Source organism: Pseudomonas sp. A125 (assembly GCF_055409485.1).
In genome coordinates this window covers 234,461-259,354 of the sequence record NZ_JBUZVP010000009.1, presented here as the reverse complement: position 1 = coordinate 259,354, position 24,894 = coordinate 234,461, and the positions used below count along the sequence as shown (strand labels likewise).

The 24,894-nt window shown below is 61.0% G+C and carries 22 protein-coding genes, 1 rRNA gene and 1 pseudogene; 14 read left to right on the top strand and 10 right to left on the bottom strand.

What is annotated here, in order from left to right:
• The 4 genes from rrf to ACZRN6_RS15160 form a co-directional block, all read left to right on the top strand.
• Positions 1-97 (top strand): 5S ribosomal RNA (rrf, locus tag ACZRN6_RS15175); the annotation flags it as partial.
• Between the two features lie 178 nt (positions 98-275).
• Positions 276-935, top strand: a complete 660-nt coding sequence (locus ACZRN6_RS15170) for a paraquat-inducible protein A (RefSeq protein ID WP_464008315.1) — start codon at positions 276-278, stop codon at positions 933-935.
• The gene (locus tag ACZRN6_RS15165; protein WP_226477389.1) at positions 922-1,545 is read left to right on the top strand and encodes a paraquat-inducible protein A; all 624 of its coding nucleotides are present in this window, start codon (positions 922-924) and stop codon (positions 1,543-1,545) included. The genes ACZRN6_RS15170 and ACZRN6_RS15165 overlap by 14 nt, the downstream gene beginning before the upstream one ends.
• The gene (locus ACZRN6_RS15160) at positions 1,538-3,841 is read left to right on the top strand and encodes a PqiB family protein (RefSeq protein ID WP_464008314.1); all 2,304 of its coding nucleotides are present in this window, start codon (positions 1,538-1,540) and stop codon (positions 3,839-3,841) included. The genes ACZRN6_RS15165 and ACZRN6_RS15160 overlap by 8 nt, the downstream gene beginning before the upstream one ends.
• Positions 3,842-4,006: 165 nt before the next feature.
• Here ACZRN6_RS15160 and mksF read toward each other — a convergent pair whose 3' ends face one another.
• Genes mksF through mksB form a run of 3 tightly spaced genes read right to left on the bottom strand, consistent with a single transcriptional unit; the run spans position 4,007 to position 8,818 of the window.
• Complete coding sequence (mksF, locus tag ACZRN6_RS15155; RefSeq protein ID WP_464008313.1) at positions 4,007-6,847, bottom strand: Mks condensin complex protein MksF; 2,841 nt, start codon at positions 6,845-6,847, stop codon at positions 4,007-4,009.
• On the bottom strand, positions 6,844-7,551 hold the full coding sequence (mksE, locus tag ACZRN6_RS15150) for an Mks condensin complex protein MksE (RefSeq protein ID WP_322143197.1): 708 nt from the start codon (positions 7,549-7,551) through the stop codon (positions 6,844-6,846). Before mksE ends, mksF begins: the two co-directional genes overlap by 4 nt.
• A complete protein-coding gene (mksB, locus tag ACZRN6_RS15145; protein WP_464008312.1) occupies positions 7,541-8,818 on the bottom strand; it encodes an Mks condensin complex protein MksB in 1,278 nt (425 codons plus the stop codon). The genes mksE and mksB overlap by 11 nt, the downstream gene beginning before the upstream one ends.
• A 206-nt stretch (positions 8,819-9,024) precedes the next feature.
• Here mksB and ACZRN6_RS15140 point away from each other — a divergent pair, with 206 nt between their 5' ends.
• Together ACZRN6_RS15140 and rimI are read left to right on the top strand one after the other, a co-directional pair.
• Positions 9,025-9,762: an energy transducer TonB gene (locus ACZRN6_RS15140; protein ID WP_464008322.1), complete on the top strand. Its 738-nt coding sequence runs from the start codon at positions 9,025-9,027 to the stop codon at positions 9,760-9,762.
• Entirely contained in the window at positions 9,755-10,207 is a 453-nt protein-coding gene (gene rimI / locus ACZRN6_RS15135) for a ribosomal protein S18-alanine N-acetyltransferase (RefSeq protein WP_048724386.1), read from the top strand. The genes ACZRN6_RS15140 and rimI overlap by 8 nt, the downstream gene beginning before the upstream one ends.
• 170 nt (positions 10,208-10,377) lie before the next feature.
• Here rimI and ACZRN6_RS15130 read toward each other — a convergent pair whose 3' ends face one another.
• On the bottom strand, positions 10,378-10,782 hold the full coding sequence (locus tag ACZRN6_RS15130; RefSeq protein ID WP_322143199.1) for a serine kinase/phosphatase: 405 nt from the start codon (positions 10,780-10,782) through the stop codon (positions 10,378-10,380).
• 151 nt (positions 10,783-10,933) lie between these two features.
• Between ACZRN6_RS15130 and can the strand changes: the two genes are divergently transcribed.
• Complete coding sequence (can, locus tag ACZRN6_RS15125) at positions 10,934-11,578, top strand: carbonate dehydratase (RefSeq protein WP_003214385.1); 645 nt, start codon at positions 10,934-10,936, stop codon at positions 11,576-11,578.
• Here can and ACZRN6_RS15120 read toward each other — a convergent pair.
• The 3 genes from ACZRN6_RS15120 to acpA form a co-directional block, all read right to left on the bottom strand.
• Positions 11,575-12,099, bottom strand: coding sequence for an SET domain-containing protein-lysine N-methyltransferase (locus tag ACZRN6_RS15120; RefSeq protein WP_322143200.1), 525 nt, complete (start codon positions 12,097-12,099; stop codon positions 11,575-11,577). The genes can and ACZRN6_RS15120 overlap by 4 nt on opposite strands.
• Positions 12,100-12,271: 172 nt before the next feature.
• Complete coding sequence (locus ACZRN6_RS15115; protein WP_464008311.1) at positions 12,272-13,441, bottom strand: hypothetical protein; 1,170 nt, start codon at positions 13,439-13,441, stop codon at positions 12,272-12,274.
• Between the two features lie 122 nt (positions 13,442-13,563).
• On the bottom strand, positions 13,564-15,264 hold the full coding sequence (gene acpA, locus ACZRN6_RS15110) for an acid phosphatase (RefSeq protein WP_464008310.1): 1,701 nt from the start codon (positions 15,262-15,264) through the stop codon (positions 13,564-13,566).
• Positions 15,265-15,422: 158 nt separating this feature from the next.
• Between acpA and ACZRN6_RS15105 the strand changes: the two genes are divergently transcribed.
• Both ACZRN6_RS15105 and ACZRN6_RS15100 read left to right on the top strand, forming a co-directional pair.
• Positions 15,423-15,713 carry a nucleotidyltransferase family protein gene (locus ACZRN6_RS15105; RefSeq protein WP_076014916.1) on the top strand — a complete coding sequence of 97 codons (291 nt, stop codon included), beginning with the start codon at positions 15,423-15,425 and terminating at the stop codon, positions 15,711-15,713.
• Positions 15,710-16,054 (top strand): HepT-like ribonuclease domain-containing protein, encoded by a 345-nt coding sequence (locus ACZRN6_RS15100; RefSeq protein WP_464008309.1) that lies wholly within the window; start codon positions 15,710-15,712, stop codon positions 16,052-16,054. The genes ACZRN6_RS15105 and ACZRN6_RS15100 overlap by 4 nt, the downstream gene beginning before the upstream one ends.
• A gap of 23 nt (positions 16,055-16,077) precedes the next feature.
• On the opposite strand, the gene ACZRN6_RS15095 is transcribed toward ACZRN6_RS15100, so the two are convergent.
• Positions 16,078-17,496 (bottom strand): short-chain fatty acid transporter, encoded by a 1,419-nt coding sequence (locus ACZRN6_RS15095; protein WP_322143204.1) that lies wholly within the window; start codon positions 17,494-17,496, stop codon positions 16,078-16,080.
• Between the two features lie 187 nt (positions 17,497-17,683).
• Between ACZRN6_RS15095 and ACZRN6_RS15090 the strand changes: the two genes are divergently transcribed.
• The gene (locus tag ACZRN6_RS15090; protein WP_464008308.1) at positions 17,684-18,973 is read left to right on the top strand and encodes an MFS transporter; all 1,290 of its coding nucleotides are present in this window, start codon (positions 17,684-17,686) and stop codon (positions 18,971-18,973) included.
• A 3-nt stretch (positions 18,974-18,976) separates the two neighbouring features.
• Here the strand turns inward: ACZRN6_RS15090 and ACZRN6_RS15085 are convergent, their stop codons facing one another.
• Positions 18,977-20,347, bottom strand: a complete 1,371-nt coding sequence (locus tag ACZRN6_RS15085) for a GntT/GntP/DsdX family permease (protein WP_023659163.1) — start codon at positions 20,345-20,347, stop codon at positions 18,977-18,979.
• Between the two features lie 217 nt (positions 20,348-20,564).
• Here ACZRN6_RS15085 and ACZRN6_RS15080 point away from each other — a divergent pair, with 217 nt between their 5' ends.
• From ACZRN6_RS15080 to ACZRN6_RS15065, 4 genes and pseudogenes are all read left to right on the top strand, one after another.
• A complete protein-coding gene (locus ACZRN6_RS15080) occupies positions 20,565-21,470 on the top strand; it encodes a cation diffusion facilitator family transporter (RefSeq protein ID WP_464008307.1) in 906 nt (301 codons plus the stop codon).
• 116 nt (positions 21,471-21,586) lie between these two features.
• Positions 21,587-22,444, top strand: a pseudogene (locus ACZRN6_RS15075) (PAS domain-containing protein); the annotation flags it as partial.
• A 108-nt stretch (positions 22,445-22,552) separates the two neighbouring features.
• Positions 22,553-22,984, top strand: coding sequence for a methyl-accepting chemotaxis protein (locus ACZRN6_RS15070; RefSeq protein WP_464008321.1), 432 nt, complete (start codon positions 22,553-22,555; stop codon positions 22,982-22,984).
• Between the two features lie 53 nt (positions 22,985-23,037).
• A complete protein-coding gene (locus tag ACZRN6_RS15065) occupies positions 23,038-23,616 on the top strand; it encodes a flavin reductase family protein (protein ID WP_322143208.1) in 579 nt (192 codons plus the stop codon).
• Between the two features lie 360 nt (positions 23,617-23,976).
• Here the strand turns inward: ACZRN6_RS15065 and ACZRN6_RS15060 are convergent, their stop codons facing one another.
• Entirely contained in the window at positions 23,977-24,861 is an 885-nt protein-coding gene (locus ACZRN6_RS15060; RefSeq protein WP_464008306.1) for a LysR family transcriptional regulator, read from the bottom strand.
• Positions 24,862-24,894 lie beyond the last annotated feature (33 nt).

The window sequence follows — 24,894 nt, the reverse complement described above, 5'->3', positions numbered from 1 at the left end:
TGGAACCACCTGATCCCATCCCGAACTCAGCAGTGAAACGATGCATCGCCGATGGTAGTGTGGGGTTTCCCCATGTGAGAGTAGGTCATCGTCAAGATTAAATTCCAGAACCCCTGATTGCTAACGCAATCAGGGGTTTTGTTTTTGCGCGGTCGAAAACTTTACGAGCAAGCCGCCCCGTTTGATCTACACCTGCAGCCGACAAATTTGCACAGTTATTTCTGAACCAGAACACTAGAATAGGCACCTGATCTTTTTTAGAGCCCGAGCCCTATATGCCCGACCCGGTTGATACCCACGAGGTGTCAGACTTACCGCTGGACAAGCTGGTGGCATGCCATGAGTGCGACCTGCTGATGCGCAAGCCAGAACTCGCCCGCGGTGAAAAGGCCCAGTGCTCGCGCTGCGGCTACGAGCTGTACGCCCATCGCAACAACGTCGTTGAAAGAAGCCTGGCGTTAGTGATTGCCGCGCTGTTGTTGTACGTCCCCGCGAACTTTTTACCCATCATGCAGCTCAATCTACTCGGGCAGTCCTCGCAAGACACCGTATGGACCGGCGTTGTCGGTCTGTTCGATACCGGCATGCAAGGCGTCGCCGTGGTGGTGTTCCTGTGCAGCATGGGCATCCCGTTGCTCAAGCTCTTGTGCCAACTGGCGGTATTGCTGAGTATCCGCTGGAACATCGGCCGCAGCCACGGCCTGCTGTTTTATCGCATCTACCACCACCTCAAAGACTGGGGGATGCTCGAGGTCTACCTGATGGGCGTGCTGGTGGCGATCGTAAAACTGGCCGACATGGCCTCCATCACCATCGGGCTGGGCCTGGCCTGTTTCGTGAGTCTGTTAATGGTCCAGATACTGCTGGAAGTGGTTATGTCGCCTCACCAGATCTGGGAAGCGCTGTCAGGAGAGCAAACTCATGCGGGCGATTGATGCGGGCATTCTGATCTGTACTGAATGCCACGAGTTGAACAAGCAAGACCCGGACACCGACGAGCAAACCTGTACCCGTTGCGGTGCGCTGGTCCATGCTCGTCGCCCGAACAGCCTGACGCGCACCTGGGCGCTGCTGATCACGGCGGCCATCTTGTACATCCCAGCCAATCTGTTGCCGATCATGACCGTCAGCTCCCTGGGGCAAGGCGACCCGAGCACCATCATGTCCGGCGTGATCCAACTGATGCAGCACGGCATGTTCCCCATTGCCGCAGTGGTATTTGTCGCCAGCATCCTGGTGCCGACCTTCAAGCTGGTGGGCATCGGCCTGCTGCTGTTTTCGGTGCAGCGTCACCAGCCACTTTCCGCGCAACAACGCATTATCATGTACCGCTTTATCGAGTTCATTGGCCGCTGGTCCATGCTGGATATCTTCGTGATCGCCATCCTGGTGGCGGTCGTAAACTTTGGGCGACTTGCCAGTGTCGAGGCCAATCTCGGTGCCGTGGCGTTCGCCAGTGTGGTGATCTTGACGATGCTTGCCGCCGTAACTTTTGATCCCCGACTGATTTGGGATAACACGGAGTCGGACGACGACCATGAGTGATTTGCCTAAGGCTAAAACCCGCCCAGCTTCCAACTGGTCGGCCATTTGGGTGCTGCCCCTGATTGCCCTGATCATCGGCGGCTGGTTGGGATGGCGCGCCTACAACCAGCAAGGTATCGAGATTCAGGTTCGCTTTGAAAGCGGCGAAGGGATCCAGGCCAACAAGACCGAAGTGGTCTACAAAGGCATGTCCGTGGGCAAGGTCAAAACCCTGGCCCTGGATGACGAAGGTAACAATCGCGGGGTGATTGCCACCATCGAGATGAACAAGGACGTCGAGCAATACCTCAAGACCAACACCCGCTTCTGGCTGGTAAAACCCAGCGTGAGCCTGGCCGGTATCACCGGCCTGGAAACGTTGGTTTCGGGCAACTACATTGCTGCCAGCCCGGGCGATGGTGAGCCGACGCGCAAGTTCAAGGCCTTGTCCGAAGAGCCCCCTTTATCCGACGCCAAACCCGGCCTGCACCTGACGATCAAAGCTGATCGCCTCGGCTCGCTGAACCGTGGCAGCCCGGTGTTCTACAAGCAGATCCAGGTGGGCCAGGTCAAAAGCTACCTGCTCTCCGAGGACCAGACCACCGTCGAAATCAAGGTCTACATCGAGCCGACCTACGCCAGCCTGGTGCGCAAACACACGCGTTTCTGGAACGCCAGCGGCATCAGCATCGACGCCAACCTCTCCGGCGTAAAAGTGCGCAGCGAATCCCTGGCCAGCATCGTGGCCGGCGGTATCGCCTTCGCTACGCCAGAGAACCGCAAGGACAGCCCGCCGACGGATCCGAGCCTGCCGTTTCGCCTGTATGAAGACTTTGACGCCGCCGCCGCGGGCATCAAGGTCAAGGTCAAACTCAGCGACTTCGAGGGCCTGCAAGCGGGGCGCACGCCGGTGATGTACAAAGGCATCCAGATCGGCAGCCTGAAAACCCTGAAGATCGACCCGGACCTTTCCAGCGCGAGTGCCGAGTTGACCCTTGACCCATTGGCCGAAGACTACCTCGTCCAGGACACCCAGTTCTGGGTGGTCAAGCCGTCGATTTCCCTGGCGGGCATTACCGGGCTGGAAGCCTTGGTCAAAGGTAACTACATCGCCATCCGCCCCGGCGACAAGGGCAGCGCACCGCAACGGGAATTTGTGGCCCGGGCCAAGGCACCGCCGCTGGACCTGCGTTCCCCTGGCCTGCACATGGTGCTGTTCACCGACAACCTCGGTTCCCTGGATGTCGGCAGCCCGATCCTCTATAAGCAGGTCAAGGTCGGCTCCGTGCAGAGCTACCAGTTCTCGCGCAAGAACAAGCAACTGGTGATCGGCGTCCACATCGAGAAGGAATACGAAGGCCTGGTCAACGGCTCCACCCGATTCTGGAACGCCAGCGGCGTAACCCTGACCGGCGGATTGACAGGGGGCATCCAGGTCAAAAGCGAATCTTTGGCCAGCCTGATGGCGGGCGGTATCGCCTTCGAGACCCCGGAACAGAATGTGCCGCTGAAAAAGCGCATCCCGCGTTTCCGCCTGTTCCCCGATCGCGAAGCCGCCAACCAGCACGGTACGCTGGTGACCATCAAGGTTGACCGCGCCGATGGCCTGCGCCCGGGTACGCCGGTCCGCTTCAAGGGGCTGGACGTAGGCAAGATCGAAAGCGTCGACTTGAGTGCCGACATGCAATCGGTGCTGCTCAGTGCACGCATCACCCAGGTAGCAGATCGTATCGCCCGGGCTGGCAGTCAGTTCTGGGTGGTCAAGCCTGAACTTGGGCTGATGAAGACGTCGAACCTGGAAACCCTGGTCACCGGGCAATACATCGAAGTGCAGCCAGCGGTAAAGAACGCCGGCCCGCAAAAGAGCTTTGTCGCCCTCGACCAACCGCCGGAAGCTGTCCATCAGGAAGTGGGCTTGAGCCTGGTGTTGAGCGCCGCGCGCCGTGGCTCGCTGAAGGAGGGTGTACCGGTTACCTATCGCGAAGTCACGGTGGGTAAAGTCACAGGCTACGAGTTGGGCCAGACCGCCGACCGCGTACTGATCCACATCCTGATCGAGCCCAAGTACGCGCCCCTGGTGCGCAGTGGCAGCCGCTTCTGGAACACCAGCGGGTTTGGTCTCGACTTCGGCCTGTTCAAGGGCGCGACGGTACGTACCGAATCCCTGGAGACCCTGGTCGCCGGCGGCATCGCCTTTGCGACGCCAGACGGCGAACGCATGGGCAATGTCGCACGCCCGCAGCAGACCTTCCCGCTGTTCGACAAGTTTGAAGACGAATGGCTGACCTGGGCACCTAAAATTTCGCTCGGCAAGTAAACCGAGGCGCGGCTATCGCGGGCAAGCCCGGCTCCCACAGGGGCATGCATCCCTATGTGGGAGCCGGGCTTGCCCGACAGGGCACTCAAAAAAACCACAAATCCCAAGCCACAAAAAAGGCCGCGATCCAAAGATCGCGGCCTTTTTGTATGTCAGCGCAGCCGATTAAACTTCATCCAGCTCCGGCTCATCCGCCTGCACATTCACCGTCGCCTTCACCACATCGTGACGACGAATGTACTTCCAGTCTGCCTCGTCAATGTAGATCCCGTTCGGCCCGCTGCCGCCTTCCAGGTCAATCGCCACTTGGGCGGAGACCTGCGGCTTCACGCTCGCCAGAATCGGCACAAAGCCCAACTGCAAGCTGGTTTCCAGCAATGCTGCCTGGTTTTTCTCATCGATGTCCGCGGCCTCATCGAGGTAGTAAGGCAAGCGCACGCGCCCAGCCTGGTCGCGGTCCATCAAGTGCAGCAACAAGTACATGTTGGTCAGCGCCTTGATGGTCATGGTGGTGCCGTTGGAGGCGGCGCCATCAATGTCGGTATGAATGATTGGCTGGCCGTTGACCTTGGTGATCTCGAACGCCAGTTCGAACAAGTCCTTGAGGCCCAGCTGGTTATGGTTGGCCGCGACCAGGCGCGCCAGGTATTCCTTGGCTTCCTCGTTCTTGTTGTCTTGCTCGGCGCTTTGGCTCAGGTCGAACACCGACAGGGTTTCGCCTTCTTCATATTGGCCGGCACTGTGGATGATCTGGTCGATATGCTTGAGGGCTTCCTTGTTCGGCGCGAGCACGATGCGGAAACTCTGCAGGTTGGATACCTGACGCTTGTTGATCTCACGGTTGAACAGCGCCAACTGATGTTCAAGGCTGTCGTAGTCGCTGCGGATATTGCGCAAGGTGCGCGCGATATCGGTGACCGCCGCACGCCGTGCCTTGCCCAGGGTCAGGGCTTCGTCAGTACGGTGCGCGTAAGCGTTGATCAGCAGGTGCAGGCGACGCTCCATGTCATCTTCACTGTCGAACTTGGCCACGCCCTTGAGGCGTACCTGCGCATACAGTGCGTCGATCTGGCCATCAGCGCGCAGCAAACCCTGCCAGCTGTCTTGATAGTCATTGAGCAGCGGCAGCAGGTTTTCAATGGAATCGTCGACCGGGTCCATGAAGGGCGTACCGAACGGCAAGTCCGCCGGCAGCAACTGACGACGACGCAACGCGTCATCCAGCGTGCGCTGCTTGGCTTCCATGTCGCCAATCTGGCGCCCCACCAGTTGCAGCTTGGCCGACAGTTGCTGGACGCGTTCGGTAAACGCATCGCTGGAGCGTTTCAACTCGTCCTGGGCGCCTTCCATCTGCGCCAGGTTTTCCAGCTTCTCACCTTCTTCGGCGCTCAGGGTCTGGGCGCGGCGGAAGTCTTCCAGCGCCTTCTGTGCGTCCAGCACCTGCTGGTAAAACGCTTCAGTCTGGGTCTTGCTCGCCGCGCGATCAGAGGCTACGGCCTGCTGGGTTTTCAGTTGCTTGAGTTCTTTTTCCAGGCGCTCTTTCTGGTCGCGCAACGCGGCGCGGTCAGCCAGCGCCTGCAACGCCGGCGGCTCGATATGCGAGATATCAATGGCCAACCCCGGCACTTCAAACCGCTCGCCCTTGAAACCATCGAGGATCTGCTCCAGGGATTTAACCCACAGGCCGTCTTCATCCAGCGTGATGCCATGTTCACCCAGCGGCAAGCTGAACAGCGAGCTGTTGAACAGGCGCATCAGGCGCTCGACATCCTGCTGCGAGAATTCTTCGCGCAGCTTGGCGTAGCTGTTGTTGTCGGCGTGATCGAGTTGCTGCTTCACCGACTTCAGGCGTTTTTCCAGGTCGCGCAGGCGCTCGTCCAAATCCTCGGCGCTGAACTGACGCGACTGCGCCAGGGCACCGGCCAATTCATCGTGAGCATCCTTGGCCGCCAGCAGTTGCTGCTCCAGCACCTTGACGTCATCCACCAGCGCGAAGCGATGCTTGAGCACCGACAGCTCACCCAGCCAGCGCTGAATACCGCTGATTTCCCGCTCCAGGCGCATCAGCTCCTGAGTGCCGCCGCGCTGGTCGTTCTGCAGCGAGTCTTGCTCGTTGCGATAATGCTCGGCCTGGATCGTCAGCTCTTCCTTGCGCGCACTGGCGTAGTCCGACCAGGTGCCCAGCAACGAATCCAGCAATGGCGACAGGCGATGCAGTTTGCCGCGCAGGATTTCCCGCTGTTTCACGCCATTGGAAAGCGCTTCCACCAGCGGCCCTGCTGCGACCAATGAGTTGTAGTCCTGTTCCATGCGCCTTACATCACGGAACGCTTCTTCACACGCCGCGATGTAATCCACGCTGCCGGAACGCAGGCTGTGTTCGAAGGCATCCAGGAACAGCTGCTTCAACTTGGCCGCGGTAATTTCCCGCATGTGCAGCAGGTTGATAAACAGCGCACGGAACGTTTTCAGGCTCTGCTCGCTGGTGGAGCGCAGCGGAATCAGGGTCAGGTCCAGCGGGATCGACGTATGGCCGCCCACCAGCAAACGCCGCAGTTCATCGGGCTTCAGCTCATAGGCTTTCAGGCCTTCACGCTCAAGGTTGGTGAACAGCTCTTTCTGGCGCAGGCAGGTGTCGTTCTTCTGGTAATGCGCCAAGTCCAGCTTGCCGGCATAGGCGAAGAACTGGTGACCAAACCCACCGCCCGGGCCGCGCCCGACCACGCCGATCACGTGCGGGCCGTGGGGCAGGGCGACTTCCACCAGGATGTAGCTGGTGTCGGTGGCAAAGTAGAAACGCCGGGATTGTTCCAGGGTGTACTTGCCGAAACTCATGTCTGACATGCGCGCCAGAATCGGGAACTGCAAGGCGTTGATCGAAGCCGATTTACCGAGGTTGTTCGCGCCATACACCGACAGCGGTTCTTCCAGCGGGAACAAACCCAGGCTGTAACCGGCGGTGTTCAAAAGGGCGAAGCGGCGAATGCCGTAGCGTTCCTTGCTCATGCGTCGGTCTCCTGTTCTTCGGCAATGGCGCGGGCCATGGCGTCTTCTTCGCTCTCTGTTTCAAATTCGGTCAAGTCCAGCGGGTCATCGGTCTTCAGCAGTTTTTCATCGCTGTCTTCATCGATGATCACCGGGGCCGGCAGCGGCAACACGCTGTGGATACTGGCGGCGAGGTCACGGTCTTGCTGCACCGAGAGACACACATCCAGGAAGCGGTGCATCGGCGGCAAGAAGCGGTAGATGCCGTTCTCTTCACTGGCAAAACCCAGTTGCGTCATACGACGCATGATTTTTTCTTCGAGCTCCTCAACGGTCGTCACTTCGGCCTGGATAAACAGGTCGCGGTACTTTTCCAGCAACGACGGCAGCTCATCACGGCCCAGGCTGCCGCCGTCGAGCACGGCGATTGGGTCGCGGCCCTGGTCGGCCAGGTGTTCGACGATGATGAAGGTGAACAACGCCAGGCGCTGGGCGGTCTTGTTGACCTGCGCGGCGGCCACGGCGGTATCCGGCACGAAGTAGTAGAAACCCCGGGTGTCGCACACCAGTTCAAAGCCCAGGGCCTTGAACAGCGTGCGGTACTGGTCCTGGAAGTTCGACAGTTGGGCGTACAGCTCCGGGTCGCGGCGGCTGACGTGGTAACCCTTGAACAGCTCGCGAAAGATCGGCGCCAGCTGGGACAGTTCGGATAGATCAAGATGCATTAGGGGTGCTCGCAGAATTCCCGGCCGCTTCAATGCTGGCTGGAAGCAGGGCGAATGAGCGCAGGCTGACCTGATGCTCGTGAGTGTGGTAATCCCGTCGTTCCAGGCGTTCGCGCTTGAAGCGTTTCTCCCGCGACAGGCGTGAGAACCAGTACAGCAACTCGTCGGTTGCGCCGTCCGGTTCCTGCTCCAGCAGCCAGGTCATCAGGTCGGGCATCGGCAGTGCATCTTCGCAGCGCTCGAGCATTTCCTTGACCGTGCGCGGGGCGCGAGGGGCTTCGCCCTTGTGGGATTTGTGCGCCTTGGGGAAACGCGCCGGCTTCGGTTCGAAGTTGGCCAGGGCGTACACATAGGCTTCAACCTGGCTGGCACCGCCCAGGAAGGTGCTTTGCGGCCGGGTAAACATCGGCATCGCCGCTTGCGGCACCGCGTCCAGGCCCTTGCGGCGGATCGCCGACAAGGCCAGCGCCGCGCCACGGGTCACGGCGTTGTGCCGCCGCGCTTCTTCACGCAACGGCAGCAGCAGTTCCCGGGCATGGCGCAAGGTCAGCTGGGCGCTGGTCTGCATTTCGAGGATGCGCGCGTGGGTGCGCAGCAGCATGTCGTCGTCCACCAAATGACCGAGGCGCTGCTGCTCGGTGAGCATGCGCAGCAGCACGTTCTCGACCTTGCGCACGCCTTGCTCGAAGGCGCCGTCGGCATTCACCAACTGGATCATCGGCTCGACGTATTCGTCCCAGGTTGCCAGTACTTCGGCGTAACGCTGGCGCAACGGGATCTGCCGGTCGCTGGTCTTGGCGCGGTCGGCCACGGCGGCGAGGGCCTGTTCGTCGTTGGCGAGTTTTTTCAGCACGTCGCGCACGCGCATGTCCAGCAGGCGCAGTTGGCGCGCCAGGTCATGGCCGTCACGGATGTCGAAGGCGTCCTGGATATAACCCGCCAGGCGCTCAAGGTGGCGCAGGTAGGCTTCGATTTCCAGGCACAGGCCCAGCCGGTGCTCCTTGCGAAGATAGGCCAGGAAGTCGTGGATCTGTGCATTGAGCTCGAAACGGTTCGGGCTCTTGGCGACAGGCACCAGGATATCCAGGCGAATCCACACGTCCAGCAGGCTGGTGATGTCCTGTGGCGTGCTGTCCAGTTGTTGGGCAGCCAGTTGGGCGCGTAATTCGCTGAGGCTCAGGGTGCCTTGGTCGAAGTGTTCGCACAGTGGCTCAAGCAGGGCCCAGTGTTCGGCGAGGGCGCGCAAGACGCGCTTGGGTTCGATCATCGGAATGGCCGGCTGGTTAGCGATTAAAAGCGGCGATTGTACTGCATCGGTGCCGGGATTTATCCACAGCCGGTCGTGAGGCGTTCAGCGGAACGATCAACTGCGGGCGATCTTCGTCGAAGGGCGGTAGAATCCCCGTTCTTTAGTTATCCACAAGTGGCCGACCTTTGCTTATCGAGTCCCGACGTCGCGCTTACTTGACCGCCATGCAGGTGGTCAACTGGCTGCCGCGCACTGAATTACCGTTCGCCGCGCCCTCGCGGCCCGAGCTGCTGGAGGCCCCGCAACCGTTCGAGGTTTTCCAGCCTTCGGGTGAGGAGGCGGCTGCGCCGGTGCCACTGGTCAAGCCTGTGGCCGAAACCCCGGTGGTGCGGCCAAAGGTCGAAGTCCCACGCCCGTCGCCGGTGGCCAAGCCAGTCGTCGCCGAAGAGGCGCCCGCCGTGGCCAAGGCCCCGGTGGTGCCGCCGCCGCGCTTTGCCTTGCAGTTGCTGCGGGCCGGGCGTTGCCTGTTGCTGGTGGAGTTACCCACAGGCGAGCGCTTCCAGACCCGCGACCCCGCGTATTTGCTGCTCAAAGACATGCTGCGCGCCGCCGGCCTGCCCGACAGCCCGCAAATTGTCGGTGAGCCGGTACGCTGGCCGCTGTTGGTGCGGGGCACCATGGACCAGGGCCCGGACGCTGCGCGGGATTTTGTGCAAGGTTTTGTGTCGGCGCGCCTGGAAGACGAACCCTGCGTGTGCCTGTGGCTGATCGGCCTGCCCGCCGTGCGGTTTGCCGGCGAAGCCAACGCCGAGGCCTGGTACCGCGAACTGCAGGTCGAAGGCCTGGGCTGCGTCTGGGCCCTGCCGGGCCTGGAACTATTAATGGAAGAGCCACAGCGTAAGGCTGATGTCTGGCAAGCCATGCGCCGGCTGATGGCGCGCTGGAAAAGTACCGATGAGTGAAGCTTTATCCTTCCGCCCGATGACCGAGGCGGACCTCGACGCTGTACTGAAGATCGAATACGCAGCGTTCAGCCATCCCTGGACCCGCGGGATTTTTCTCGACGGGCTGGGCAAATACCAGATATGGCTGATGTTCGAAGGTGAGCAGCAGGTGGGCCACGGCGTGGTGCAGATCATCCTTGATGAAGCACATTTGCTGAACATCACCGTCAAGCCGGAAAACCAGGGGCGTGGCCTGGGGTTGAGCCTGCTGGAGCACCTGATGTCCCGGGCTTACGCGGCCAAGGCGCGGGAATGTTTCCTGGAGGTGCGCGACAGTAATACCGGCGCATTCCGGTTGTATGAGCGTTACGGTTTCAACGAGATTGGCCGTCGGCGGGATTATTACCCCGCCGTTGGTGGTCGTGAAGATGCGGTCGTGATGGCCTGCACCCTGGTGGATTGATCCCAAAAGCTTCGCGGGCAACCTCGCCCCACATTGGAATGCGACCCACTGTGGGAGCTGGCTTGCCTGCGATGGCATCCCCTCGGTCTCGCTGAGACACCGAGGCGCCTGCATCGCGGGCAAGCCCGGCTCCCACAAGGGGCATTTTTCACCGCTGAGTCTGTGTTGTGTCAGCGGTTGCCGTCTACTGGATCGATATCGGCCAACTCGGCCTCATCCAGGCCATTGCCGCCGCCGATCTCGTCTTCATCGACGATACTCAAATCGTAATCCGCCGGGTTGTCTTCACCCGCTTCCTGCGCATCGCGGGCGCCATCCTCATGGATCAGCGTTTCCGGGCTCATGTCATCATCGGTTGAGTCATGATCGTCGGTGGAGGCGCCTGTCATCCCGGCTTCGCGCACCCGTTCGTCGGGCATCAGGTGCTCGCGTTCGCGAAGCGGAATCTCATCGCCGATTTCCGCGGTCGGCTCCTCCTGGTCAAAATCCAGCTCGCGCATCTCGCCCATGCGATCTTCATTGTCATCAATCGGTTCGGGCTGTGTAGCGCCGTAGGGACGTCGTGAATCAGTCATGGCGATTCCTCATACTGTGGGGCTTATAGTGTGTGGACAGGCATGGCTCCCCAAGATTCAAGTAATTGCCAGCCGGCTATCTTTATTCCTGGCGTGACCCGGATGGGCGGTCGATTGTCAAAGCTGCGCATCATTCCTGAGGCTTTCCCTGATGAACGAACTACAAGACCTGCTTGATAACAACGAACGCTGGGCGGATGCGATCAAACAGGAAGATCCCGAATTCTTCGCCAAGCTCGCCCGCCAGCAAACCCCGGAATACCTGTGGATCGGCTGCTCCGACGCCCGCGTACCGGCCAACGAGATCGTCGGCATGCTGCCGGGCGACCTGTTTGTGCACCGCAACGTGGCCAACGTGGTACTCCACACCGACCTCAATTGCCTGTCGGTGATCCAGTACGCGGTTGACGTGCTCAAGGTCAAACACATCCTGGTCACCGGCCACTATGGCTGTGGCGGCGTGCGCGCCTCGATGCAGGACAACCAGTTGGGCCTGATCGACGGCTGGCTGCGCACCATCCGTGACCTGTATTACGAAAACCGCGACGTGCTGGCCCAGTTGCCCACGGAAGAGGAGCGCGTAGACCGCCTGTGCGAGCTGAACGTGATCCAGCAAGTGGCTAACGTCGGCCACACCAGCATTGTGCAAAACGCCTGGCATCGCGGGCAGAGCCTGTCGGTTCACGGCTGCATCTACGGGATCAAGGATGGTCGGTGGAAGAGCCTGAACACCACCATCAGTGGTTTCGAGCAGTTGCCGCCGCAATACCGCCTGCGCCCGTTGGGTGCGGTCTAGGGGCTTTTGCGCTTGCGCCACTGCTCCATGAACTGTTGACCCTCGGTATTCAGTGGCTCCTTCATGCCGGTGATCCACCCCCGGCAGTTGAGTTCGCCGCATTGGCAGCGAAACTGTCGGAACAACACGTCCTCGGTGTGGGCGTAATCCATGGTCAGCAGGGCGCCGGCAGGCACCTGTTGAACGGACCACAGTTCCAGGTACGTCATGTCGAGGAACGTGTTCGGGTTGCACGAGTGCGACAGCAGGCCGCTGAACCACGGGTCGTACAAGTGGATGCGCGACGACATCTGCACCGTATGCAGGCGTCGTTCGCTCAACGCATAGCCGGACACCTTGGCGATGCACAGGCGGCTATCAAACGCGACACGTGTCTTGATCCCCTCGCCTGACCCCTCCCGGGTATGCACCACTTCATAGTCGCTCGCACGGGGGTAGCGCTGCTCGCCGAGCAGGGGCCCAAAGGGATAAAGGCAGTCACTCACCGCGGTTTTAGCCTTGTCCATGGCTTGAGTCTTCATAACTCTCCAGGAAGGGGCTGCATTGACCTGCCGTTGGTGTCTCGACTGCCAGTCTTGCAGCGGATGGGCGCGGCTCAAGACTCGCTGAAGTGGGATCCAATTTCTACTGTCAAATCTGACAGTAGAAATTGGCTATGTTTTATGTAGGAAAATGCCCTTCTTGCAGCCTGCATCAAAGCTCCGGTGCATCAACCGACGGTGCGGGCGGTGCGCTTTTCAATTGCCTCAGCTGATTTTTGATCGCAGGTTGAGCGCATTTGGCGTTCGCTTGTTCGGGCGTCAGCTCGCGGATCGAGGTGTAGAACAGTTCGCAGGTCTGCTCCTTGCGCGTCACCTGCCACGTGTTCATGCAGCCTTTGAGTTGCACATTTGGATCGCTGGCGGGCTTCTGGCCCATCGCGGCTTGCCAGCAGGCGGCGCTTAAATCCTGGCCCATCACCTTTAAACCGGCCTCATCGGCCTTTTGCTCGTCACCCTCATATGTGTCGGGGTTGGCGGCATACCAGATGTAGCTCGGGTGATTGGCGCCCAGCACGGCTACCTTGCTGCCATCGACCGGGCTGATCTGCGCCAGGCCCAACACCCCCACGGTTTGCCCGTATTGCTGCTTGATCCAGCTGCGCACCGGCGCCCCGAAGGCCACCATCGGCAAAGCGCCACCTGCGTGCAGGCTCAGTTCCTTGACCATGCGCGTCTGGTAGTCGGTGAAATAACCGTACACGCCTTCCAGGTCCTTGCCCGCCGTAGCGGGAGCGGCGATCGGGGCAATGTCGATGATGGTCTGGTATTCCGGCGTCTGGGTTGCCGGGATGCCATTGGCGGTGAGCAAGGTTGCCCAGCGGTCGGTGGTGGCCGACTCCAGGTAATCCTGGAAATGGGTCAGCGAGTAATCCGGCGGGAAGTGCAGCAGTTCGATGCTCTTGCGGTTTTCCAGGGCCATGCCCAGGGGCAGGAACAGGTACCAGTTGAACTGCCACTTGCCATCACTATTGAGTTTGCTGGCGCCCTGGTAAGCCAGGTCTGCAGTGTCGAGCAAGGTGGTCAGCGGTTGGCCATAACCCTGCGGCACGCCGCTGAAGGTGGCAAGCACTTGGTCATGTTCGGTTTTGACGCTGACTTTCCCCCGGCTGTAACCATCGCGTTGCAGGCTCTGGTTGAGGTAGTGCTCGACGGTCTGTTCCAGCGTCCAGGGGCGAAAACACACGACGTTGCAATTGTTCGGGTAGGCGAACAACTGGGTGACCCGTTGCGGGGTACCCAGCGGTACGGTGATGTCAGCCTGTACGACCGCACTCAAGGTCAGTGCGGCCAGGGTGTAGGACAACCTGGCGAGTTTAAACATGGATGGTTCCCTGTCAGCGAAAGCCCGTCTGCGCGGGGTGAATGCCCACCCTCACACAGTAGCGGTTGACCGGGAAAAGCGCGTAGAAAAACTGCGCGCTTGTCGCTTTTGAGCAAAAGCGCCTACACCTTGAAGTGCAGCGCGTTGGTCAGGTCGCCCATGGGTTTCTGGCCGCGGGCGACCATCGACTCGTCCCGCAGCTTGATGCCGTCGAGTTTCTCCAGCTGGAACACCCGGGTGATCAGGCGCAGGATCGACGCGGTGTCGTACACCGTATGGTCCACCGTGCCCTTGCGCGCGAACGGAGAAATCACCAGCGCCGGGATGCGAGTGCCCGGGCCCCAGCGGTCGCCTTTTGGCGGGGCTACGTGGTCCCACCAGCCGCCGTTTTCGTCGACGGTGATGATCACCACCATGTTTTTCCACTGCGGGCTTTCCTGCAGCATCTTAAGGGTGCGGGTGATATGCCGGTCGCCCGAGGCCACGTCGGCGTAACCGGCGTGCATGTTCAGGTTGCCCTGGGGCTTGTAGAAACTCACCGCCGGCAGCGTGCCTGCCTGGGCGTCGGCCATGAAGTGGTTGGTGCTCGGCTCATCACCCAGCCCGCCATCGCGCAGGCGCTTCTTGCGCTCTACCGGGTTTTGCGGGCCCTGCTGCTTGAAGTAGTTGAACGGCTGATGGTGATACTGAAAGCTTGGGATCTTCGGAATCGCTAACGAATCCTTGTGCTCGTCAATCGTTGCCTGCCAGGCGCCGCCGTACCAGGCCCAGTCGACGTTCTTCTTGGAGAGCTTGTCGCCGATATGTTCGTGGCTCTGTGGCACCAGTACGCTGGGCAGGTCGGGCTTGGCGTAGTCCGGGCGTTGCGGGTCGCGGATCCAGGTGGGCCAGTAAGGCGGCGCCATGGTGTTCACCGCGTAGCCGTCGGGGGTCAGTGCGCTCGGGCCGAATTGCGGCGGGCCGGTCATGGCGCTGGCCGGGGATTTATCCAGTGGCTTGAGGCGCGTATCGGTGGGGTCGTCGCTTTGCAACGTGGCGATCTGCGACTTGGCCACCGAGTTGGCGGCGTCGGGGTAGAACGGCACTTGGGCGCTGATCAGGTACTGGTGGTTGAGGTACGAACCGCCGAAGGCGCCCTGGAAGAAGTTGTCGCACAGCACAAATTCCTTGGCAACGTCCCACAAGCGCAGGGAGTAGCGCGTTTGCGAGTAATGGCCAAAGGTCAGCGCGCCCGAGTCGGCCCAGGCGACGAAGCGGTCATTCTTGCCGCCGTTAATTTGCATCTGGTTTTGATAGAACACGTGCCACAGGTCGCGGGTGATCAGGGCCAGCGGGAGGTCTTCAGCGTCCGGGCCTTTCAACGCGAAAGGCGCGTTGGGCAGGTGTTCCTGGTATTGCGTGGCACTCGGGTAGACCACCCCGTCGATGGTCTGCGGGCCCAGTTGGGTCACGCCACCCCACACCTCAGGCAAGGTGTCCAACAGGCTGCCATCACGGTCATGCTGCTGGTAGTCGACAGGTTTGAGCGCGGAGAGCGGGCTTTCCACGCCGGGGAAATCGGCAAACAGATTGTTGAAGCTGCGGTTCTCGCCGTAGATCACCACCACGGTTTTCACGTTGTCGTGCAGGGCCTTGTCCAGTTCTGCAGGAGTCAGTTCGCGGTCGACCGGCGGGCCCGGCTGTTCAGCTGTGCCGCCGCAGGCGCTCAGGGTGGCTCCGACCCCCAGTACCGCCGCACCACCCAGAAAACGCCGACGGCTAGTGTCTATTGGCGGCTTTTCAGCATTATCGGAAGAAGGGCGATCTTGGTGCTCGTCACTCATTACTGGGGATCCCTACTGAATAGTTGTTGCAATATGTTTCGCGGAAACGGTATCAGCGGATTGTGACGGATGGAAGACACAAGTGGGATGACGCCAGCATGTTTACCCATCCCAAGCACTGCTAGACTGGCACGATATTGCATGCATCGAGGTGAATCATGAAACCTTCAACCGCCCTTGATCTCAAGAGAGTGGCCGTGCGTGAAGTGGTCGGGCGCTTTCGCACCTCCAATCCCAGGGTATTCGGCTCTGTTTTACTCGGTACCGACAAAGAGGGCAGCGATCTCGATTTGCTGGTTGATGCACTTCCGGGTACCACGCTTTTTGACCTTGGCGGGCTTCAAGTTGAGTTGGAGGATTTGTTGGGGGTCAACGTTGACCTGTTGACGCCTGGCGACCTGCCATTGAAGTTTCGTGCCCAAGTCTTGGCAGAGGCCAGGCCTGTATGACGTCAAATCGTATTGGTGATTACCTGGAGCACATACGCCAGGCATCATCTGACGCGATTACCTTTGTCGACGGTTTGAGCAAGCCTGAGTTTGTTGAAGACAAGCGTACTCAGCAAGCCGTGATCATGAGTTTGATCATCATCGGCGAAGCGTCGACCAAAATAATGGATCAACATCCAGAGTTTGCAGCTGCCCAACCGCAGGTGCCTTGGCGCAGTATGCGAGGGATGCGCAACCGGATTGCCCATGGTTACTTCGATATAAATCTTGAAGTGGTATGGGACACGGTCCAGCACGCGCTTTCTGAGCTGCTGAGCAACCTGCCAGCCGCACCCGCCTGAAGAGCGGGTGCAGCTTCGAAAAATTAAGGCATTACCGGCGGCAAATATTTAAGCGTGGTGCCCAACGCCCACAGCAAAAACAACACCAGCGGCGTATGCACCAGCAACTGCACAAACGAAAAGCCGATCAAATCCCGCGCCTTCAACCCCAGCACGCCCAGCAGTGGCAACATATAGAACGGGTTGATCAGGTTCGGTAGCGCCTCGGCGGCGTTGTAGATCTGCACCGCCCAGCCCAGGTGATATTCCAGGTCATTGGCGACCTGCATCACATACGGCGCCTCGATGATCCACTTGCCGCCGCCCGAGGGGATAAAGAAGCCCAGCACCGCCGAGTACACGCCCATCAACAACGCGTAGGTGTCGTGGGACGCGATCGAGGTGAAGAAGGTCGAGATATGGTGGGCCAGGGTCGCGCCGTCACCGCCTTTGACCACCGTCATCAACGCCGCAATCGAGCCATACAACGGGAACTGGATCAGCACCCCGGTGGTGGTCGGCACCGCACGGGCCACTGCATCGAGGAAGCTGCGCGGGCGCCAGTGCAGCAGCGCACCCACCATCAGGAACAGAAAGTTATAGGTATTGAGCCCGGAGATGGCGCTGATCGCCGGCTTGGTCGAGAACTCATGAAACAGCCACCCGGCCGCCAGTAACGCCAACAGGATGGTCAGCAATGGGCTGTGTTCCAGCCATTCGCCGGGGCGGGTCGGCGCTTGCGGCTTGGGCAGGTTGAAGGCCGGGTCGACCCCACAAGCCTTGGCGTCACGGGCGGAGTTCGGCCCGGGCGCGGTGGCGTAGGCGATGATCAGCGACACTACGATCAGCGCCAGCAGCAGCACGCCGGATTGCCACAAAAAGATCGTCTCGGTGAACGGAATCATCCCGGTGATCGACAGAATCGAGGGCGGCAAACTGGCCGGGTTGGCCTGCAATTGCGCCGCTGACGATGACAGCCCCAACGCCCAGACCGCGCCCAGGCCCAAATAGGCTGCAGCACCGGCCGCGCGATAATCCATGCGCAAATCCGTACGCCGGGCCAGCGCCCGCACCAGCAAACCGCCGAACACCAGGGACAAGCCCCAGTTGAGCAACGAGGCAACCATTGAAATCAACGCCACCCACGCCACGGCAGAGCGGCCGTTCTTCGGGATGCGCGCCAGGCGGTCGATCAATTTCACGGCGGGCGGGGAGCTCGCCACCACATAACCGCCAATCACCACGAAGGCCATTTGCATGGTGAACGGGATCAAACTCCAGAACCCATCGCCAAACGCCTTGGCGGCCTCGGTCGGCGCGGCGCCCATGCTTAAGGTCGCTACCGCGACAATGATCACGGCGAGGGCGGCAAACACCCAGGAGTCTGGGAACCAGCGCTCGGCGAAGTTGGAACAACGCAGGGCAAATCGGGCGTAGCGGCTTTCTTCGATAGCATCGGCCACGTTCAGTACCTCTATTTGTATTTATTATGGGGCGGCAGTTTTGCTGCATGTTCCTCTACGGCTATTCATTTGGGAATGTAGTTATCTTCATTGATCAATGAGTAAAGCAAATATATCCAGCGCGATTGCCATCACCCGGCCCAGCTCATAACCTGCAGTCCATTTTGTTTGTCTGCCGAGCTTCTTCATGACTGCCACCTCTTATCCACAGGCGCAGCGTTTCTCCCGTTCCGACTACAAAACCCTGGGCCTGGCTGCCCTGGGCGGGGCCCTGGAAATCTACGACTTCATCATCTTCGTCTTTTTTGCGCTGACCCTCAGCCAACTGTTCTTCCCGCCGGAAATGCCCGAATGGCTGCGCCTGCTGCAAAGCTTCGGCATCTTCGTCACCGGCTACCTCGCGCGCCCGCTGGGCGGGATCCTGATGGCGCATTTTGCCGATCACCTGGGGCGCAAACGGGTATTCAGCCTGAGCATCCTGATGATGGCGCTGCCTTGCCTGCTGATCGGGATCATGCCCACCTACGCACAAATCGGCTATTTCGCCCCCTTGATCCTGCTGGCGCTGCGCATCCTCCAGGGCGCGGCGGTGGGCGGGGAAGTGCCCAGCGCCTGGGTATTTGTCGCCGAACACGCACCGGGTAACCATCGCGGATATGCCCTGGGCTTCCTGCAAGCCGGGCTGACCTTCGGCTACCTGCTCGGCGCGCTGACCGCGACGCTGCTGGCGCAAGCCTTCACCCCGGCCGAAATCCTCGACTACGCCTGGCGCTTCCCGTTCCTGCTGGGCGGCGTATTCGGCGTGATCGGCGTATGGCTGCGGCGCTGGCTCAACGAAACCCCGGTGTTCCTGCAGATGCAGGCGCGGCGCCAAGCTGGCGCAGAATTACCGTTGCGCACCGTGCTGCGCGAACACCGCAACGCGCTGCTGCCGGCGATGATCCTCACCTGCGTGCTCACCTCGGCCGTGGTGGTACTGGTGGTGATCACCCCAACCATGATGCAGAAAACCTTCGGCATGAGCCCCAGCCACACCTTCGCCTTGAGCGCATTGGGCATCGTGTTCCTGAACATCGGATGCGTGCTGGCCGGCCTGCTGGTAGACCGCATTGGCGCCTGGCGCGCGGTGTTGGTCTACAGCCTGTTGCTGCCAGTGGGGATCGCGGTGCTGTATGCCAGCCTGATTGCAGGCGGCGTGTGGCTGGGCGCGGCGTATGCGCTTGCCGGCTTGAGTTGCGGGGTGGTGGGCGCGGTGCCGTCGGTGATGGTTGGCCTGTTCCCGGCGCAGGTGCGGGTGTCGGGGATTTCCTTCACCTACAACATTGCGTATGCGCTGTGGGCGAGTACCACGCCGCTGATATTGATCGCCTTGATGCCGACCAGCCCGTGGGTCTGCGTGGGGTATTGCGTGGTGATGGGCGCGGTGGGCGCAGTGAGTGCGGCGCATTTTGGCAAGCGCCGCACCCAGGCAGGGTAAGGCTTACGTCAGGAAGTGCCACATCAGCAGCGTGCCGACCAGGCCGACCACCGAGACAATGGTCTGCAACACCGACCACACCCAAATCGTCTGCTTCAACTGCAAGCCGAAGTACTCACGCACCATCCAGAAGCCGGCGTCGTTGACGTGGCAGAAGAACACCGAGCCGGCGCCAATCGCCAGAGCCACCAGTGAGCTCTGCGTGGCTGCCAACCCCGCCATCATCGGCGCCAGAATGCCCGCCGTGGTGGTCGTGGCAACGGTCGCCGAGCCGGTGGCCTGACGCAGCGCCACCGCAATCAACCAGGCCAGCAGCAGGTACGGCATGTGCGCGCCTTCGGCCACCTTGCTGATGGTCTGGCTAACGCCGGCATCCAGCAATGTTTGCTTCAACCCGCCGCCCGCGCCGATGGTCAGCAACAGCACCGCGATCGGTGCCAGCGCCTTGCGCAAGGTATTGCCGACATCAGCCCGCGGCATACCACTGGCCCAACCCAGGCAAATCACCGCAGCAATTACCGCCAGGCCCAGCGCGATCAACGGCTCACCGAGAAATTTCAACGTCAGCGCCACCGGGCTTTCCGGCGACATGGCGACCTTGGCCAAGGTGCTGCCGAGCATCAAAATCACCGGCAACAGGATGATCAGCAGCGACACCCCAAAACTCGGCTGGCGCGGCGCCTTGGGCGGCGCACTGAACAGCGCGCCAATGTCGGCCGGCTCATCCACGTGCATGCGCTTGGACAACCAGTTGCCGTACAGCGGGCCTGCCAGAATAACGGCCGGCACCGCCAGGCAAAAGCCCAGCAGCATGGTCAGGCCCAGGTCGGCGTGCAACGCGCCCACCGCAATCAGCGGCCCCGGATGCGGTGGCATCAGGGCGTGCAGGGTGGTCATGCCCGCCAGCGCCGGAATCGCGATTTTCAGCAGCGGCTGGTTCGAACGCTTGGCCATGACGAAAATGATCGGAACCATCATCACCAGGCCCACTTCAAAGAACAGCGGCAAGCCAATCACCATAGCCACCAGCGCCATCACCCACGGCAGCGACTTGCCCTTGCCCAACCCCAGCAAGGTGGTGGCGATACGATCGGCAGCCCCGGACTCAGCCATCAACGCGCCGAGCATCGAGCCCAGGGCAATGATGATCCCGGCTTCACCCAGGATCGCCCCGGCGCCTTTGCTGAAAGCCTTCGCCACTTCTTCCGGCGGCAAACCTGCGCCCACGCCGGCGATAAAGGTGCCGATCAGGATCGACAGGAACGGCGGCAGCTTGGTCGCGCTGATCAACACGATGATGCTGGCGATGGCCAGTAATACGCAAAACATGAGGCGGGTGTCGTGAACCATCCACGCGGCAGTCGATAACTCCAAAACGGGACTCCTTATCGAACAGGTTGGCTAATATGTTTCTTTTTGTTTCCTGCTCGAAAAGCATACCTGATAGAAGGGTTACAGAGCGTCCATGTGCAATTTTGGTGCGCGTGGCATAACGCCCACCTGACGGCGGGATGACAATTTCCCAGCCCATGCCGGTGGTTTTGGCCTATAGCTCTATGATCAACCGGACGACGACACTTGAGGACATTTCATGAGCGCAGGACATAGCCACGCCCAGGTACGCGCCGGCCACGAACGGCTGTTATGGATCGCATTGGCGCTGACTGGCAGTTTTATGATTGCCGAGGTGATCGCGGCCTTTATCACCGCCAGCCTGGCGCTGTTGTCCGACGCCGCGCACATGATGACTGACGCCCTGGCCCTGGGGATTTCCCTGGTGGCGATCCAGGTGGCCAAGCGCGCCGCCGACCGCAAGCGCACCTTTGGCTATGCCCGCTTCGAGATCCTGGCGGCGGCGTTTAATGCACTGCTGCTGTTCGCCGTGGCGTTCTATATCCTTTATGAGGCGTATCAACGCTTGCAGGCACCCGCCCAGGTCCAGCCCACCGGCATGCTGGTGATCGCGGTGCTGGGGCTGGTCGTCAATCTGATTTCCATGCGTCTGTTGAGCGCGGCCAGCGGCGAGAGCCTCAATGTGAAGGGCGCCTACCTGGAAGTCTGGAGCGACATGCTCGGCTCCATCGGCGTGATCATCGCGGCGCTGGTGATCATGTACACCGGCTGGGCGTGGGTGGATTCGGTGGTCGCCGCAGCGATTGGCTTCTGGGTATTGCCGCGAACCTGGACCCTGCTCAAGGAAAGCATGAACGTGCTGCTGCAAGGTGTGCCGCACGGCATGGATATCGACAAAGTGGAGCAGGCGCTGCGTGGGGTGCCCGGGGTAAAGGACGTACACGACCTGCATATCTGGGCGCTCACCAGCGGCAAGAACGTGCTCAGTACTCATCTGGTGGCAGATTCGGCCCAAGGCACCGAGCAACAAATCCTCAGCCAGGTGACGCAATTACTGCATGAACAGTTCGATATTTCCCACGCGACCATTCAGGTCGAGGGCGATGGTTTTCAGCACGACGAACATGACGAGGTGCACCCCTGACCGTCAGCCACGGTGCTGGCCTTGATTAACTTATCGGCAACCGCACCTTCGCCAAGGTGATGCAAAACAACCCGCAAGCCAGTGCCGCGCAGGCGCCCCGAAAATATACTTAAGCAATGCGCCACAGCGCGCTTAAGAAAACGCCCGCAGCGCCGATGCAGGTCAGATCCCCTCCTTACTTGCCCTCCGGTGCCTCCATGTTCAACACCCGTCTCAAGCAGGAGCTGTCTGCTCTTCGCGAAGAATTATCCAGTTTGCAGCAGGTCAAGGAGAGCCTGGAAAGCGAGATGATGACCCTGACCCTGAACCCCGAAGGGCGCATCGAGTCTGTCAATGCCATTTTTCTACAGGAGATGGCGTACCAGCCAAGCCAGTTGCAGGGCCGCTTGATCGACGACCTGGTGCCCGCGCACGTCAAGCAGGACAGCTTTCAACTGCGTTTCAAGAACGCCCTGGTACGCGGTGAACACTTTGCCGGGACCGTGCGCCTGGTACGATGCAACGGCGATGAGGCGTGGCTGCGCTCCATCGTGCAACCGGTGCGCGGTAGCGACGGGCGTATCAAGCACATTTCGATGTACTCCAGCGACCTGACCCGCACCATCGAAGCGTCCCGCGAGCACGAAAACCTGATCACTGCGCTGGTGCGTTCCACGGCGGTCATCGAGTTCGACCTCAACGGTAATGTGCTGACGGCAAATGACCGTTTCCTCAACGGCATGGGTTATAGCCTGGCGCAGATCAAGGGCAAACATCACCGCTTGTTCTGCGAGCCGCAGGACGCCAACAGCACCGAGTACCAGCAGTTCTGGAAGCGCCTGAACGCCGGCGAATTCGTCGCCGGCCGCTTCAAACGTGTAGACAGCCACGGGCGTACGGTGTGGCTGGAGGCCTCGTATAACCCGGTGCTCGACGCCAACGAGCGCCTGTACAAAGTGGTCAAGTTCGCCACGGTGATCACCGATCAGATCAACCAGGAACAGGCGGTGGCCGAAGCGGCCAACATCGCCTACAGCACCTCCCTGCAAACCGACAGCAGCGCCCAGCGGGGCACCACGGTGGTCACCCAAGCGGTAGAGGTAATGCGCGATTTGGCCAAGCACATGGTACAGGCCGGCGAGGGCATCGAAGCGCTTAACGCCCAGTCCCAGGTGATTGGCAGCATCGTCAAGACCATCAGCGGCATCGCCGAACAGACCAACCTGCTGGCGCTCAACGCCGCCATCGAAGCCGCCCGCGCCGGCGAGCAGGGCCGTGGTTTTGCGGTGGTGGCCGATGAGGTTCGGCAACTGGCGTCGCGTACCAGCAAGGCCACCGAGGAGATCGTCGGCGTGGTGCGCCAGAACCAGGACATGGCCCGCGATGCCGTGGCGCTGATGACCGATGGCCGCCTGCAAGCCGAACAAGGCCTGGCCCTGGCGGCGGAGGCGGGCACGGTGATTGTCGAGATCCAGGACGGTGCCCAGAAAGTGGTCAGCGCGGTGGGGCAATTCGCCAATCAACTGAGCAGCTAATCACTGCGGCTCATGCTTGAGGTATCGTAGGTTTTTTCTCCGAGCTTTCGTCCATGAGCCCTAACCATCGCCGTCCCGTCCCGCTGTCCAAGGCCTACCGCTTGCTTAACCACGGCCCGACCGTGCTGGTCAGCGCCGCACATAACGGCCAGCGCAACATCATGGCGGCGGCCTGGGCCATGCCGCTGGATTTCGAGCCGCCCAAAGTCGCCGTCGTGCTGGACAAGGCCACCTGGACCCGGCAACTGCTGGAAGGCGCCGGCACCTTCGTGCTCAACGTACCGTGTGCGGCCCAGGCCGATATCGTGCAGACCGTGGGCAACACCACTGGCAGCGAGACCGATAAGTTCGCCGCCTATGGCTTGCAGACGTTCAGTGGCGAGCACACGGACGCGCCGATGCTGGAAGGGTGCGTGGCGTGGCTGGAGTGCCGGTTGCTGCCCGAGCCGCATAACCAGCAGACCTATGATTTATTCCTGGCTGAAGTGGTGGCGGCCGAGGCGGATGAGCGGGTGTTCAGTGATGGCCGCTGGCATTTCGAAGGGCAGGATGCGCTGCGTACGGTGCACCATGTGGCGGGCGGGCATTTCCTGACGATTGGCGAACCGCTGGAAGGTAAACACCTGGCGTAATGCCGTACATCAAAAAACCTGTGGCTAGGGGGCTTGTCCTGTGGCTATGGGGGTTGCCCTGTGGTGAGGGGGCTTGTCCTGTGGTGAGGGGGGCTTGTCCTGTGGTGAGGGGGCTTGTCCTGTGGTGAGGGGGCTTGTCCTGTGGTGAGGGGGCTTGTCCCCCGCTGGAGTGCGTAGCGCTCCCGCTTTTTTTGGGGCCGCTACGCAGCCCAGCGGGGGACAAGCCCCCTCACCACAGACAAGTCCCCCTGGCACAGAGAAGTCCCCCTGGCACAGACAAGTCCCCTTGCACAGAGAAGTCCCCCTGCCACAGAGAGGTCCCCCTGCCACAGGACAAGCCCCGTCACCACAATGGGTGTGTTACCACTGCGCCTTGTTGAGTGCCTCGGCAAACGCCATCAACTTCGGCGAGTACTGCCGCGACGGTGGGTACACCAGCGATATCGCCCGGCTGCGCCCGGCAAAATCTTCCAGCAAGGGCACCAGGCGCCCGGCAGCCAAGTCTTCGCGCACCGCAAAATCCATCACCTGGGCGATGCCAAACCCACCCACTGCACCGTCCACCAGCGCGTCGCCGATATCAAAGATCAGCCTTCCCTCGACGCTCACATCCTGCACCTTGCCCTCCAGCATGAACTGCCAGTCCACCAGCCGGCTGGTGCGCAGGTTGCGCACGGTCAGGCAGTTGTGGTCCTTGAGTTCATCGACGGTGCGCGGTGTGCCAAAACGCGCGAGGTACGCCGGGGCGGCGACGGTGATCCAACGCAGCGGCGGCAGCGCCCGGGCGATCAGGCGCTGGTCCTGGATATCGCCGGTGCGCAGCAGGGCGTCAAAGCCTTCGTCGACGATGTCCACCAGGCGGTCGGTCATCACCGCTTCGATGCGCAACTCGGGGTATTTCAGGGTCAGTTCGCCGATCACCGGCATCACCACCTTGCGGCCAAACAATGACGGTGTGCTGATCTTCAGCAAGCCGGACGGTGAGGCGCGGCGGTCGAGCATTTGCCGCTCGGCTTCGGCCAGCTCTGCCAGCAACGGCGCGCTGCGCTCATACAGCATTTGCCCGTCGGGCGTGAGGCTGACGCTGCGGGTGTTGCGTTGCAGCAGGCGCACGCCCAGTTGGTTTTCCAGCCGGGAAATGGCGCGGGACAAGCCCGATTGGGTCAACCCCAAGTCCCCGGCAGCGCGGGTAAAACTGCGGGTTTCGGCGACGCGTACCAGCAGGCGTACAGCGTTCAGGTCCATGATTAAAGTCATTACTGAAAGAGTGATAAGGCT